This is a genomic window from Brevibacillus borstelensis, from assembly GCF_036700025.1.
GTDB lineage: Bacteria > Bacillota > Bacilli > Brevibacillales > Brevibacillaceae > Brevibacillus > Brevibacillus borstelensis.
In genome coordinates this window covers 1271754-1286097 of the sequence record NZ_CP144922.1, presented here as the reverse complement: position 1 = coordinate 1286097, position 14344 = coordinate 1271754, and the positions used below count along the sequence as shown (strand labels likewise).

Genomic DNA, 14344 nt, shown 5'->3' with positions numbered 1-14344 from the left:
ACCGTACGTACCGTTCGGTATACGGCGGTTCACCAAGCTTGACGAATTTGAGAATATCGTTGCACTAAGCTTTTCAGCCCTTGTTGTTGCCAGTAGGCAATGCCGAGGGCTTTGTGTATATGCGGAGATTTTGTGGTACGCCATGCACCCTTGCGGGTATTTGCAATTTCAATGGCTTTTACGTGAGATATGCCAAGAGAACGAAGTTCTCGATATCTGGTTCTCACGCGTTTCCACTGCATCCACAAACAAAGACGGAGCCTGCGCCTTGTCCATTCCTCAATGGATTGTAGAATGCCCTTCGCGTCTGCAAGGGCGAAATATCCAATCCAGCCCATGAGGTACTGATTTATTCTTTCAATCCGCTTCTCCATCGAGATGCTCCACACCGGATTCGTGATCGTGCGGATTTTCTCTTTTAGCTTGAGGAGGGATTTGGGGTGGATGCGAATCCTTGTCTGTTTTGCAAAGGTAAAACTAAAGCCCAAGAATTTTCGTTTCCATGGTCGGTCTATCGCGCTTTTCTCCTCATTTACTTTTAGCCTTAGTACCTTCTCCAAGTGGTTTTGAATACTCTTCTTTACTCGTTCCCCTGCCCGTTTTGTTTTCACGTAGATATTACAATCGTCTGCGTAGCGGCAGAAACGGTGGCCTCTCTTTTCGAGTTCCTTGTCCAAATCATCAAGTAGGATATTTGCCAAAAGTGGGCTTAACGGCCCACCTTGCGGTGTTCCTTCACTTGATGTTGTACAGACGCCATTTATCATGATCCCCGCATTCAAGTAGGAACGAATCAGTCTTAAAATTCTCTTGTCCTGAACTTTTCGAGCCACACGGCTCATTAGAATATCATGATTTACGCGATCAAAGAATTTCTCTAGATCGATGTCCACCACGAAACGATATCCTTCGGAGATATACGCTTGCGCTTTCCTTACTGCCATGTGAGCGCTACGTTTTGGACGGAACCCATAGCTAGATTCCGAGAAGGTGGGGTCGAAGATCGGCGTTAACACTTGGAGGATGGCCTGCTGAATAAAGCGGTCTACCACGGTGGGAATGCCTAATAACCTTACACCACCGTCAGGTTTCGGGATTTCGACTCTGCGAACAGGTGAAGGTCTATAGGTTCCCCTTTCCATCTTCTCGCGGATGGCTTGCCAGTGTTCACGTAGATAATCGCGTAGTTGTTCGGTTGAAACACCATCGACTCCACCGACACCTTTGTTTTCCTCCACTCGTTGGAGTGCCATCCGTAAGTTTTCCCGTGATAAGACTTTTTCCAGCAAATCCATAATGATGTTCCTTCCTTCGCACATGCGGACTCCGTGCTTGCTGTACGATACTCAGCCCTCTTTTGTACCCTCGGGGCTTCACCCCTGCTCTTCAAAAGTAGTTCCTTGACAGAATTCTGCTTCGACGTACCGTATCAAAAGACATGGATCGCATGCTGGCTTGATGTTCGGCCCTTCCCCATTCAAGCGTCCTCTACTCGGGTACTATGGCCTCTGCTGACTTCTGCATGTTCAGCGTCTCCTTACGGAGACGGTTACCAACAGTTGAAGGCGTTTCATGCAGACCTCCCCAGGTAAGAACGATAACTTTCATCCCATGTACCTGCCCAAGTTTACTACTGTATCCCTTGGCTGTATGGGGCTTTGTCTTGTTTGGCAGACTCGCCCGGATACAACAGCCTCAAATTGGGTTCGTGTACCTCAGGTCGGGATTTTGCCGCCGGCTTCCTTCAGATTCGACCTCGCGGTCGACACCCTTGCCTTGAGCTAACGGTTGGTACAGCCAACCCCCGTTCGGGACTTTCACCCTATAGCTATCGCCCATGCTGGGCGCACCAACAAAAACAGCCGGACAAGCATCCGGCTGTTTTTCGCATACAGCAGTTTTCGCTGTATAAAATCAATCATTTTGTCAGCTTTGTCTACGGCCATATGCTGATGAGTATATCACTCGGCCAACAAACACGAGCAAAGCAAAGACGATCAGCAAATTGCTGTAGACGAATGCCGCAGGCTGGCCTACTGTCGGGAGCAAAGGGAAGTCCAGCAGGCTATTCGATAACAAGCCGCCGACAATCGCTGCCCCGATCCCCTCTGACAAGAAGCAAGCCAGGTTGAGCATTCCCATGCCAGCGCCGGCTTCGTGTTCTTCCAGCGTCTCTGCCACACTGGAGGAGATCGCTGTTTTCACAAAGGACAGACCGCCAAATGCCAGCACCAGTGCACCAGTCATAAGCCACGGTGTTTGGTCAGCAAACAGTGCTGTGCCGAGAAAGCTCATAGTGATCAGGAACACACCGAGAGACAATACAAACAGATGCCCTCGCCTATCGGCCAGTCTCCCTCCAACAACACCGAAAAACGCTACGCTCATGGTACCCGGGAACAGAATTCCTCCCCCGATCAAGCCCGTACTCAAATGATGCACGTCTCTCATCATATACGGCACCATGGAAATGAAGCCTGCGGCAGTCCCGAGCAAAATGCATCCCGTCAGAACGCCTTTGACAAACCTCGGTTTCCTAAACAAGGATGGTTCGATAAACGGCTGTTCCACGCGACGAATATAGAAGGCAAACATCCCTAGCAGGAGAAAGCTCCCCGCCAGATACCCCCATTGGTATCCTGTCGTATACAGGGTAAACATCGCCATCACAGCCGAAAGCAGCAAAGCGCCCTTCACATCCACTTTCCCTTTGCGAGAAGGCTCGTGCGGCAATACCCGCAGAAAGAAAGGAATGGAGACAAGCGTTACTACCGGGAGCAAAAAAAGGAATGACCAATGAATCGTGTCTGCCACGACACCTCCGATGACGGGGCCGATTCCCTCTCCCATAGCAACCATGGAGCCTACGATTCCAAATGCTTTCCCGCGATCTTCAGGTCCGATATAGCGGGCGATCATGACCATGATCATCGCGGGAACGGCCGATGCCCCTGCGCCTTGAATAAACCGGGCAGCAATGACAGCCGGAAATGAAAATGGCGCGAACAGACCGAGCAGCGATCCTCCGCTGTATATACACAAACCGATGACAAGCAGCCATTTGACGCCGTACATATCGGCCAGTCTGCCATAAATGGCCGAACCGATCCCGAAAGTAATGACAAAGCTGATCGTTACCCAGTTGGCGGTGGATGGCGGTATGCCAAATTGGTTGGCGATGTCCGGCAAGGATACGGTAAATACCGTTTCATTCAATACGCTGAAAAACCCGAGAAAGCCAAGCCACGCAAACACCGCTGGCAAATGGCCGAAAGCTCTGGCGGGACCGGCAGCTTCCGCGCCCTCTGTTTGCAAACGATCCTGCTCGTTCCGTTCCTTGTCCACCAAAATGAAAACCCCTTCCCCATTTCAGGGGAAGCTCGCAGTTTACAGGGCAAGTTATGCGTCTTCCCCTTGAATTTGAGCCCTAACCATCATCGTGTACTTCATAAGAACGCCTCCTATGGATTATGTAGAAACCATTATACAAAAGGAATAGTCCGAATTCTAGGTATTTCCAATGAAAAACGAGCCTTGGCAATCACGCCCACAGGCTCGTTGATGTGGTGCAAGTTGGTCCTACGACATCATCCACTGAATGAGTGCAAAGGCCGCTGCTGCGAGACCTCCGGCGAGGGCTCTCCAAACAGCAATATTCTTCATCGCCATTCCCTCCCATCGGCAAGCTTTCCGCTCTTATTAGCTGCATGCCCGATTGGAGTTTAGTGTGCTCCTTTGCCGGTTGAGCTAATCCAATTTGCCCTGTCCTTGCGTCCAGCCAAGCGATGGGAACGCAGACAGAAAAGCAACGCGATCCCTCACAGATACAAGCACAGAACGGTGGCCGTCATCATCACGGCATAGCCGATCTCCGAGATTCCGACGACTTTTATGGACGGCTGCAGCCGGGGCGAAACGATCGCCCGGATCAAAAGCGCGCCGGCCGGCAATAGCAGCCAGGGCGAGAACAGCCAGGCCATCACGGCAATTTGAATGATATGATAGCAAACTGACAGCCAGTAAAACACTTTGTTCCGCTTCTCGCGGATCATCGTTTTGACGTAAAAGACCGTTCCCGCAAAGTAAAGAACACTCAGAGAGAACAGCGACAAAGCGACTCCCCAGTCGTTGCCCCCGCCGATTTTATAGGTGACAAAGACGATAGAGCTGAACAGAAGCACCGCCGCAAAATCGTTCGCAATCGCCCGCTCTTGATTTTTTCGCGCGTAGTAGCAGTTGATCAAGAAGAACGGCAGCAGCGACAGCGCGTACCAGCTCAATCCCGGCTTTGCCAGCAGCAACGCTCCGGCGAGCGGAGCGAGCAGCACACCATAGAGCATGAGCGGCTTTTTGTAACGGTCTTTCTTGCCGGTGCGAATCAACTGCAGCAGCGGAAAGGTAAACAGATACAGCAGCAGCCAGCCCAAAAACAAAGGGAGGTGAAAAATCACGGGAGCGGACGCAAACACGCCGAACAGAAACGGCACGATCAGCATCGCCCAGGCGCCGTGCTGGTTGGGGATGAACGCTCTCATTTCCGACGCTCTCCTTTCTTTTCCGATTGCACAAAAAATTGCTTACGTCGCTTGGCAAGTTTCTCCGGCATTAGCGCTAATGCCCTCATCATAAGCACAGTAAGGGTCGCTTTCCAGGTAATCGCCCGTTACGCCGTAGGCCCGGGCTCTTGAGCCTCCGCAGATTTCCTTGTATGGACAACGACCGCACTTTCCCTTGAGGAGAGACTTGTCCCGCAACTGCTTCATTACGGGCGCTTCCCGATAGATCTGCCTGAGAGAGCCCTCGCGAACATTTCCCGCCTTTACAGGAAGAAAACCGCTCGGGTAGACATCGCCGATGTGGCTGACAAAGACAAAGCCATCCCCGTCATTGACTCCTTTTGGGGCTCTGCCCAGCCAATCCGGACGCTTCTTCGTCCGCGCATCCCGAGGCATTGTCTCGCGCTGCCTGAGCTGGTTCCAGACACGGCGAAAATGAGGGGCTTCCGTCACTTTTACATCGTACGGCATTTGTTGGTTCACCTGGTACAGCCAGGTCATCACTTCTTCGTGCTGCTCCGGGGTGATCATGTCTGCTTTCATCCCTCTGCCGACCGGGACGAGAAAAAACAGACTCCACAATACAGCTCCCATCTCCCGGACGACCTCTGCAATCAATGGCAAGTCATGAAGGTTGTAGCGCGAGACTGTCGTATTGATCTGGATCGGTATCCCCAGCTCCTGCAAATAGCCGATGCCTCTCTGTGTCATTTCGTACGAGCCTGCCGTCCCGCGAAAGTGATCATGGACCTCGGCAGTCGATCCATCCAGGCTGAATGCCCACCGCGCCAGCCCCGCTTCCTTGGCGCGGCGCACTGCCTGAAAAGTGACCTTCGGCGTAGCGCTGGGGGTCATGGATACGGACAGACCCTTTTCCTGAACAGCGTACTCGGCCAGCTCAAACAAATCGCGGCGCATCAATGGATCCCCTCCCGTAAAAACGAGCAGCGGACGATCCATCTCCGCGATATCGTCAATCAGTCTTTTTCCTTCCTCAAACGTCAATTGCGCCGGATCCGATGCGTACTGCGCCTCAGCCCGGCAGTGCAGGCATTGCAAAGCACACGCTCTCGTCAGCTCCCAGACCACGATAAACGGACTTACAGCGTAATCACGTTCTTTCAACAAGCTCATCGCTCGCCCTCCTGTCCTGCCAATCAGCTTCAGCTGCTCTTATCGTAACGAAACGGCCGACTGACAGGTGTGAGAAGCGTCACCATGCGTACAAAAAAAGCTGCCTTTTTCGCAGCCTGATTTGCTAAAAGCCATGCGAACGCAGGCCTGCACTTCTCCAATAGTACAGCACCATGAAAATCTGTTCTACTCCAATATTTCAACGACATGAAATCCGTTCTGTCCCAATATTTCAACCACCTGGAGTCTGTTTTTGTTCCGATATTGCACCTGCATGGATGCTGTCTGTACTGCTGCTCCTCCAGCACAAGCGACCGGCTTATGTAATGCAGCTTGCAGCTATTCGCCGCAATCCCGCAGTCAGCTCCTCCACGGACCTCGGCACCCGGGAAGAACCGATCTCTTCCCGCAGGGCGGCAGGCAACGCTTCCCACACATCGAAGACAGCAGGCGTACGAAGCTGCAGCCTCTCCAGAGTATCCCGCCGGGAGAAAACCGCCTCCGGCTCTCCTTCCAGGACCAGCTTCCCTTTTTCCATGACCAGCACCCAGTCGGCCCAGGCAAATGCGAGGTCAATGTCATGCGTAGCCATCAGGATTGTCGTTCCGGCCGCATGGATGCGGTCCAGCTCCTGCACAAAATTTCTCGTCTGCTCTTGATCCAGATAGGCTGTCGGCTCGTCCAGCAGCAGCAGCTCCGGCTCCAGCACCATGACTCCGGCCAATGCCACACGCCGTTTCTGCCCTAGGCTGAGCCGGTGAATCGGCGTTTCTGCCCATTCGGTCATCCCGAATGTTTCCATCGTGCGGTACACCTTTTCCCTGACAACGGCTTCCGGCAGCTTTTGATTGCATAGTCCGTAGGAGATATCCTCGGCAACCGTCGCGGCGATCAGTTGCTGCTCCGGGTCCTGAAACACCAGACCGATTTTTTGTTTCAGCTTGAGCAAATGAGCCCGGTCGTAGGAAACGGCCTTCCCTTTCCACAGGACTTGGCCCAGATTCGGCCGAAAAATTCCGTTCGCATGCAGAAACATGGTGGACTTTCCGCAGCCATTGTGGCCCAATAGCACACACTTTTTTCCGGCAGGGACACCGAGAGAAAGTCCGTTGAGCGCCGGTTGGGAAGCTCCCGGATACGTGTAGTGAACGAATGAAAATCGCAATATGTCCAAGGCAGCTCTAGCTGTCTGTTCTGATGCATCTGCTTGTTCTGCTGCATCTGTCTGTTCTGCTGCATCTGTCGTCACTTCGAATGCCACTCGCGCCTCATCCTCCCATCCACCATTCCAGCATCGCCAGCAGGAGACATCCGGCTACCGCTTCCCATTCGTACCTTTTGGAACGCATATGGGAGGCATGGACCAGGACGCGGAAATCGTCCGTAAACCCTCTTGCCGTCATGCTGATGTACATCTGGCGGTAGCGTGCCATCGTGCGGATAAATAATTGAACGATCAGCCTGCCCGCATCCTTGAGTGTTCCCGCCGTGCCGCGGTGCCCTCCTCTGGCCTTTTGCGCCGTCCAGATTTGCTCGGCTGTCTCCAGAAGAACGAAGACAAAACGGTACATGATCATCATCAGATCAGTCAGAATGGAGGGGATGCCGATCCGGCGGAACACTTGCAAAACCTCGGCAAAGGGAACTGTAAAAAGAATAAAGGAAAAGCAGGAGAGCGCCGCCAGCGAGCGGGCGGCCAGGCTCATGGCCCTGGACAGCCCCTCTGCCGTCACATAGACAACCCAGCTTCCCAACTGCCAGGATGCGATTGCATTGTCATCCCGTGTCCATTCCGCCAGTCTGGATGCCTCCAGGAGCAGCGCCGGGCTTCCGGCGAGCAGGAAGGCGACGGAGGCAGCCACCACGACAAAATAGATCCGCCATGGAGTGCGGGCATAGACGACGATCCAGACGCTCATCCAGACGAACAGAATGCCCTGGACAAGCGGGTGGCTGATCAGTGCCAACAGCAGCATGGCCAGCGAAAAGAGCAGCTTCTGTTCGGGCGGCAGCCTCTTCAGCCTGTTTTCGTAAGCGAGGGAGTCGATCCGTCCAATCATTCTTGCCTGTTTTTCAGCCGGCCCCGGTACAAGCCGATGGCATACCCGATCACGCCTGCTCCCAGAGCAGCCTGCAGGGCGAACAAGAGGCTTTCTGTCTCACCGCCGGGAGGTTCGAGCAAAGGCTGAAACCACGGCTCGTAGTCAGGAGCCACCTCCATGATCGCTTCCTCTGCCGCTCCATCGGCTCCGCCGAATTCCGAATCTTTTACGACCAGCAATGGCACCACCGCCAGTACCGCTGCCGCCAAAATGAGCAGCCAGTTCGTCCAACGCTTCATCTCTTACCCCTCCCTTTTCAGCAGCTTCAGCTGCGACAATTCTTGCGCGTTGTAGGCTTGAAGCCAATTCCACACGAGCACCGTCAGCAGTCCCTCGCTGATCGCCAGCGGCACCTGCGTCAAGGCAAATATCCCCGCAAACTTGACAAAGGAAGCCATAATCCCGCCAGAAGCAGCCGGGAATGCCAGCGCCAGTTGAACGGAAGTGACCAGATAGGTGCTGAGGTCAGCCAGCGCTGCCGCGAAAAAAATGCCGAGCTTCTGGCCACCTTTCTTTCTGGCCACCAGCCGATACACGCCATATGCGACGAACGGGCCAACAACCGCCATGGAAAACGCATTGGCGCCGAGTGTCGTCAAGCCCCCATGCGCGAGCAGCAGCGCCTGAAACAAGAGCACCAGACTGCCCAGTACAGACATGACCAGCGGACCAAACAAGATCGCGCCCAGCCCTGTTCCTGTGGGATGGGAGCTGCTGCCTGTCACGGACGGAATTTTCAGCGCGGACAGGACAAATGCAAAGGCTCCCGCTACCCCTAAAAGCAGCTTGAATTCGGGCTTCTCTTTGACAATGCGTTGAACCTGACGCAAGCCGAGGAAAAAGAAGGGCAGAAAAACAGCCCACCAAAACAGCGACCACCCTGCCGGCAAATACCCTTCCATAATATGCATGGCATGTCCGGTTTGTGGCGTATTGAACAGCAAGTAAACAAGAAATCCGGTTATCAGAAGACCACTGGCAACGGTGCGTCTACCCCTCATTCAGCAACACTCCTTACTCTGATTCTCTAAAGAACACACGCAAAAAAGCTCACCCGATTTGGATGAGCTTGGCACACGGCAACTAACGATACTGCGAACAGTCGTTTCGTTTGGGCTCACCTCTCCTTTCCTCGAAGGCTCATGGGTGTGGCAGCAAGGTAGGTCTCCTGGCTTCCGGATCAATACGCTCTTTTGCCTTCCCCGTCAAATCGACAAGTGGCTTTCGAAAAAAGAGCATTCCCCTGGTTACAGTGGCGGGACCGCTCGGGAGTTTCACCCGATTCCCTGTTACCCCTTACTATTCATAAGGGCACCTTGCTGCATTTTATTCTTTTCCAAAAATTCGCAGATGATTGTCTATTATATACGATGGGTTGCAAAAGAAAAAGGAGAACGTGCCAGTTCTCCCTTTTCTCTTTGGCAGTTGAAAGCTGCAAACCGCCAGATGCCGAAGCTGCTACTCTGAAAGCTGCAGACTGGCTCGCCTCCCAAGCTTTTATCACAAAATTACCGTGCATCTACGCCGACTGCTTCGCTAATGTGCGAAAAGCCGTCGCGCTTCAGGAATTGGAGCAGCTGCTTGTTGATCATTTTGACAATCCCCGGCCCCTGATACGCCATGCCTGAATAGACCTGGACGAGGCTGGCGCCGGCGCGAATCTTGCGGTACGCATCCTCTCCGGTAAAGATGCCGCCCACTCCGATGACCGGCACCTTGTCCCCGACTTCCTGATAAATCTCCTTGACCCAGGCGGTCGCTCTCGCTTCGAGCGGTTTTCCGCTCAAGCCGCCTGCCTCATTCGCTCTCGGATGGTCTTGCACAGGCTCGCGGGACAATGTCGTATTCGTCGCAATGATACCGGAGATTCCTTCTGCCACGGCAGCCTGCACGACGTCGCGCATCTGCTCGTCTGCCATATCGGGAGCCACCTTCAACAGGATCGGCTTCGCCTTGGCTCCCCGCGATTCCAGCTCGGAAGCCTTGTCCTTGACTGCGCGAATCAAGCTGCGCAAGCTCTCGGTCTCCTGCAAATCGCGCAAATTCGGTGTGTTTGGCGAACTGACATTGATGACAAAGTAATGGCCGTAGCTGTACAGCATGTCCAAACACTTGCTGTAATCGCTGGCGGCGTGTTCATTTGGCGTAATCTTGTTCTTGCCGATGTTGATCCCGATCGGAATATCGGCATAAGCGTAATCGATCAGATTTTGGGATGCCAAATATGCCCCCAGATTATTAAAGCCCATTCGGTTGATGATGGCGCCATGTTCCACTAATCTGAACAGCCGCGGCTTCGGATTGCCCGGCTGGCCTTGCGGCGTGATCGTCCCGACCTCGACAAAGCCAAAGCCGAGCGCTGCCAGGGCGTGGTACACCTCCGCATTTTTGTCAAAGCCCGCGGCGAGCCCAACCGGATTGGGAAACGTAATCCCCCAAAGCTTCGTCTCAAGCCGCTCGTCGCGCACCTGATACATCATCTTTAGAAGACTTTTGCCTGCCGCTGATTTTTCTGCCACTTTGAGGAGATGGACGGTTTTTTCATGCACTTCTTCCGCATCCATCTGAAACAGGAATTTCCGCACTAGCTGATACATCGCTGCACTCCTCACTGCTTTTTTCTGCCTAGTAGCATACCATATTTTTTCGTATGAGGCGCACAAAATGAAAGATTCTTTTTTTTCCAGTGGAAATACGGGTGCCGGGTAGACATTACATAACGCCTTTCCTTTTTGTACATAGTATGGACATCCTTTGAAAAAGGAGTGCACCGGTCCGTGAGAAACCCAACAGGATCTATTGGATTTTTGCAAGCTGTGATGATGATCATGTTGTCTGTCGGGATCACCACTCACGTAACGATCATTCCCCTCTTGCTAAGCAAAGCAGGCCGGGACGCCTGGATCAGCGTTCTGTTGGTAGCCATTCCCTTCATCGGATGGCTTTGGCTTCTTTTTCTCATCTGTCGCCGGATGAACAGGCAGTCGCTCTCCGATTGGCTGGAAGCCACCGTCGGACACGTCGGGAGCCGCCTTTTGCTTTTCCCGTTCATGCTTCTTTTGTACTTGATGGCATTCGTCAATTTGACGGACACGCAGACCTGGACAACCGTCAACTATTTGCCGAACACTCCGGAAATCGTAACGGGATTGGTCCTCGTCTTGCTTAGTGTAGCTGCCGCGTATGCCGGAATCCATTCGATCGCTATCGCCTCCGGGCTGCTATTGCCGTTCGTCGTCTTGTTCGGCTTTTTAGTCGGCTTTGGCAATATGCCCAAGAAGGATTACCATTTGCTTTTGCCCTTGTTTCAAAACGGAATGACTCCGGTTATAAATGGCATGCTCTATGCGGCTGGAGGCTTCCTGGAAATTGTCCTGATTCTGTTTTTGCAGCATCATCTGAGAACGGAAACGAAGTTCATGTACCTCTTAGTGCTCGGAGGGATTATCATCATTCTCACACTTAGCCCGCTGACTGGGGCTATCGCGGAATTCGGACCGGCAGAAGCGACCAGGCAGCGCTATCCTTCCTATGAGCAGTGGCGGCTGCTGACCATGGGCAGATACATCGAAAATCTCGAATTTCTTTCCATTTACCAGTGGCTGTCCGGGGCGTTCGTCCGCCTCTCTCTTTGTCTCTTTCTTGTGACCGAGCTGTTGCAAATCAGCAAACCAAAACAGCGCTTGGGGGTTCTCTCGTTTCTTGGCGCATCGATGCTCGCCCTGATGAGCTTGCCCTTTTCGGACATGCAGTTTCTCACCTTTTTATCGAGATGGTATTTTCCCATGTCGGCGATCATCGTCCTGGTGCTTACCATGGTTCTTGCCATCGTCGCCTTGGTCGCGGGAAAACAGCAGAAGGGACGTCATCATGAATCGTGAGCAAAAGCCGTTGCCGAGCTACCAATTGAGAAGCGAGCCTGCTCTCGGCGTTCTGGAAAATCCGGGCGAAGACGAACTGCGGCGAGCTTTTGCCCACTGCGCGGATGTCATGATCCAGTCGGTTTCATTAAGAGATGGCTCCGGATTCATTCTCGTTTATTGCGAGGGTCTGATCGATATCAAGCAGATGCAAGATACCATCCTGCCTGAGCTAAAAGAAATGGACGAAGGATCTGGGCTCGACGCTTTTCTCGCAGAACCTTTGCCTGCTGACTTTACGGAGTGGACAAAGCGGCTATTTGCCGGAGAGCTGTTGCTTTTTTGGCGTGGAAAGGGTGCGTATTCCTGCGGTCTTTCCAACCGCCCGCAGCGCTCGACGGAAGAAGCCAATACGGAGGTTTCGATCAAAGGACCCCGCGACGGCTTCGTCGAGGATCTATCGGCCAATGTCGCCCTGGTCCGCAAAAGGTTGAGGACCACTTCTTTGGCCTATGAATCCTTTACCTTGGGCACCAAGTCAAAAACTCGGGTGGCACTGCTTTATATGACTGACAAGGCTCCCGTAGAGCTTATCGGGCTTTTGAGAGAGCGCCTTGTCAAAAACGAATCGCTTGAGGTCGTAACCAGCGCCAATCTGGAAAAAACGATTACCGACAATCCCTACTCTATTTTTCCTTTGACCGACTACACGGGACGGCCCGATTACGTCACCTATCTGCTTTTGCAGGGAAAAGCCGCCATCCTGGCAGACAACTCTCCCATCGCCCTGCTTGTGCCCAGCAGCCTGCCGGAGCTGGTCAAGGCCCCTGAAGACGACCAATACCCCGTGGCCTATATTTGGCTGGAGCGGGTTTTGCGCCTGTTTGGCATCTGGCTGGCGATCTTTCTTCCCGGCTTTTGGGTGGCGCTGTCGGCATACAATGTCGAGCAATTTCCTTTTCAGCTTCTGGCCACCGTGAGTCAAGGCAGAAAGGGACTGCCCTTTTCTTCGCCGATCGAGATGCTGGGCATTCTCTTTGTTTTTGAATTCTTGCGCGAAGCCGGGGCACGCCTGCCCAAAAACGTCGGGCAAACGCTGGCGTTGGTAGGCGGGTTGATTATTGGGGACGCATCCATTCGGGCAGGGCTCACCTCTCCCTCCCAGCTGTTCATCGGCTCGCTGACGATCGTCGCCTCTTTTACGCTGGTAAACCAATCCCTGAGTGGCGCTGTCACGATCACCCGTTTTGCCGTCTTCCTGCTCAGTTCGATTCTTGGCATGTACGGTTTTGTCATCAGTGTCATCGGTACCGTGCTCTACCTGTCCACGCTTTCCTCTTTTGGACAGCCGTATGTCCTTAGCCGCTCCCCCATGATCTTTTCCGATCTGGCGCAGGTGCTTGTCCGCCCCTTGCTTTCTTTGATCACCAACAAAAAAAGATCCGACTGAGGGAGGAGGTTTCATGAAAACCGGGAGGAAGCTTTTCCCGCTTTTGCTGTGTCTGTTCTTGACGACCGGCTGCTGGGACCAAAAGGTCATTCAGAATATGGTGTATTTGACTGCCATCGGCATCGATTATACGGACGGCCAATACGTTTTTTACACGCAAACGGTGGATTTGGCCAGGGTCGCAAAACAAGAGACCCAGGCAGACGAAAGGGAAGCCCCTGCCGTAATCGCCGTAGGCAGAGGAGATACGCCTCAATCGGCCATCGACAACCTGATCAAAAATGCCCAGATCCCGACATTCACCGGATTTGTTTCTTCGCTGATCTTTCACGAACGAATACTGGAAAAGGGGATTCTTCCGGTCTACGATATTTTGAACCGCTCTGGCCTTCTCCGATATACCAAGTGGGTTTTCGGAACACACGACAAGCTGGAGGAGGTACTGAGTGTACAGCCTGTTTTGGGCTTTTCTCCCGAATCCACCTTGCTTCATCAGCCCGTGGATGTTTACAAGCAGCGCTCTTTTATCCAGCCGATCCGCTTTCACGAATTCATCTCCGAATACTGGGAGCCTGCGAATACGATCTTGCTCCCCTCGATCACCGTCGTGAAGAACAAATGGAAAATGGACTCTCAATTTATTACACGCCTGTCGCTCAACGGCGTATTTGCCATCCATCACGGAAAGCTTAACGGCTTCTTTCCCGAAGACGAGTTGCTCGGCTTGCGCTGGCTTACTCCCAGAACCCAGAGTGCCGGAATCGTCATCCGAAAAAACGGCAAGTCGGTCGCGACAGTCCGCTTGCAGCGCCCGGATGTCGTCATTCGCCCGAAAAAGACCAAAGGTCCTGTTCGTTTTGATATATCCATCAGAGTAAAAGGGTACATCCGGGAGTTGATGGAAGACAATCCGTCTTCGTTTATCCGGAAGGAATCGGAGAAGGAAATAGAGCGGCAGATACGGGGAGCTTTTGAGAAAAGCCTGCGTTCGGGGGTTGATCTGCTGCGGCTGGAATACGTTTTGTTCCGTGAGGATTATCAAAGGTGGAAGCAAATGCCCAAATCCCAAGCGTTCCCCTTTCAAGCAAACGCCCTGGCAAAAGTCGAGGTCAACGTCGATCTCGCGGATTCGGGCAAGATGAAGCTGGATTGGTATGACTATCCCCGGTTGATCGAGCAGAACTAATAACTGCCCGCCCCGATCGGCAGGGCAGGCAGTTGATCTGCATGTGTATGAAAAGG

The 14344-nt window shown here is 53.1% G+C and carries 12 protein-coding genes and 1 riboswitch; of the genes, 3 read left to right on the top strand and 9 right to left on the bottom strand.

The annotated features are described in order from the left end of the window. Nucleotides 1–29: 29 nt before the first annotated feature. The 9 genes from ltrA to V5G20_RS05870 form a co-directional block, all read right to left on the bottom strand. Nucleotides 30–1295, bottom strand: coding sequence for a group II intron reverse transcriptase/maturase (gene ltrA, locus V5G20_RS05910; RefSeq protein WP_024985202.1), 1266 nt, complete (start codon nucleotides 1293–1295; stop codon nucleotides 30–32). Between the two features lie 631 nt (nucleotides 1296–1926). Then, nucleotides 1927–3264: a tetracycline resistance MFS efflux pump gene (locus tag V5G20_RS05905; RefSeq protein ID WP_031931618.1), complete on the bottom strand. Its 1338-nt coding sequence runs from the start codon at nucleotides 3262–3264 to the stop codon at nucleotides 1927–1929. A 554-nt stretch (nucleotides 3265–3818) separates the two neighbouring features. Continuing rightward, a complete protein-coding gene (locus tag V5G20_RS05900; protein WP_003391262.1) occupies nucleotides 3819–4535 on the bottom strand; it encodes a YwiC-like family protein in 717 nt (238 codons plus the stop codon). 42 nt (nucleotides 4536–4577) lie between these two features. Further along, a complete protein-coding gene (locus V5G20_RS05895) occupies nucleotides 4578–5690 on the bottom strand; it encodes a TIGR04053 family radical SAM/SPASM domain-containing protein (protein ID WP_172920553.1) in 1113 nt (370 codons plus the stop codon). Nucleotides 5691–6009: 319 nt separating this feature from the next. Further along, a complete protein-coding gene (locus tag V5G20_RS05890; RefSeq protein ID WP_338143104.1) occupies nucleotides 6010–6951 on the bottom strand; it encodes an ABC transporter ATP-binding protein in 942 nt (313 codons plus the stop codon). A 7-nt stretch (nucleotides 6952–6958) separates the two neighbouring features. Beyond that, the gene (cbiQ, locus tag V5G20_RS05885) at nucleotides 6959–7750 is read right to left on the bottom strand and encodes a cobalt ECF transporter T component CbiQ (RefSeq protein WP_003391256.1); all 792 of its coding nucleotides are present in this window, start codon (nucleotides 7748–7750) and stop codon (nucleotides 6959–6961) included. Further along, entirely contained in the window at nucleotides 7747–8031 is a 285-nt protein-coding gene (locus V5G20_RS05880) for an energy-coupling factor ABC transporter substrate-binding protein (protein ID WP_003391254.1), read from the bottom strand. Before V5G20_RS05880 ends, cbiQ begins: the two co-directional genes overlap by 4 nt. 3 nt (nucleotides 8032–8034) lie before the next feature. Beyond that, nucleotides 8035–8793 carry an energy-coupling factor ABC transporter permease gene (locus tag V5G20_RS05875; protein WP_003391253.1) on the bottom strand — a complete coding sequence of 253 codons (759 nt, stop codon included), beginning with the start codon at nucleotides 8791–8793 and terminating at the stop codon, nucleotides 8035–8037. A 140-nt stretch (nucleotides 8794–8933) separates the two neighbouring features. After that, a riboswitch (cobalamin riboswitch) is annotated at nucleotides 8934–9126 on the bottom strand. Nucleotides 9127–9300: 174 nt separating this feature from the next. Continuing rightward, a complete protein-coding gene (locus tag V5G20_RS05870; RefSeq protein ID WP_024985365.1) occupies nucleotides 9301–10389 on the bottom strand; it encodes a quinone-dependent dihydroorotate dehydrogenase in 1089 nt (362 codons plus the stop codon). A 180-nt stretch (nucleotides 10390–10569) separates the two neighbouring features. Here V5G20_RS05870 and V5G20_RS05865 point away from each other — a divergent pair, with 180 nt between their 5' ends. From V5G20_RS05865 to V5G20_RS05855, 3 genes are read left to right on the top strand one after another with little or no spacing between them, the layout of a single operon-like run. Further along, the gene (locus V5G20_RS05865) at nucleotides 10570–11673 is read left to right on the top strand and encodes a GerAB/ArcD/ProY family transporter (RefSeq protein ID WP_171505711.1); all 1104 of its coding nucleotides are present in this window, start codon (nucleotides 10570–10572) and stop codon (nucleotides 11671–11673) included. Continuing rightward, nucleotides 11663–13102 carry a spore germination protein gene (locus V5G20_RS05860; protein WP_024985366.1) on the top strand — a complete coding sequence of 480 codons (1440 nt, stop codon included), beginning with the start codon at nucleotides 11663–11665 and terminating at the stop codon, nucleotides 13100–13102. Before V5G20_RS05865 ends, V5G20_RS05860 begins: the two co-directional genes overlap by 11 nt. A 13-nt stretch (nucleotides 13103–13115) precedes the next feature. Beyond that, a complete protein-coding gene (locus V5G20_RS05855; RefSeq protein ID WP_003391245.1) occupies nucleotides 13116–14288 on the top strand; it encodes a Ger(x)C family spore germination protein in 1173 nt (390 codons plus the stop codon). Nucleotides 14289–14344: the final 56 nt, after the last annotated feature.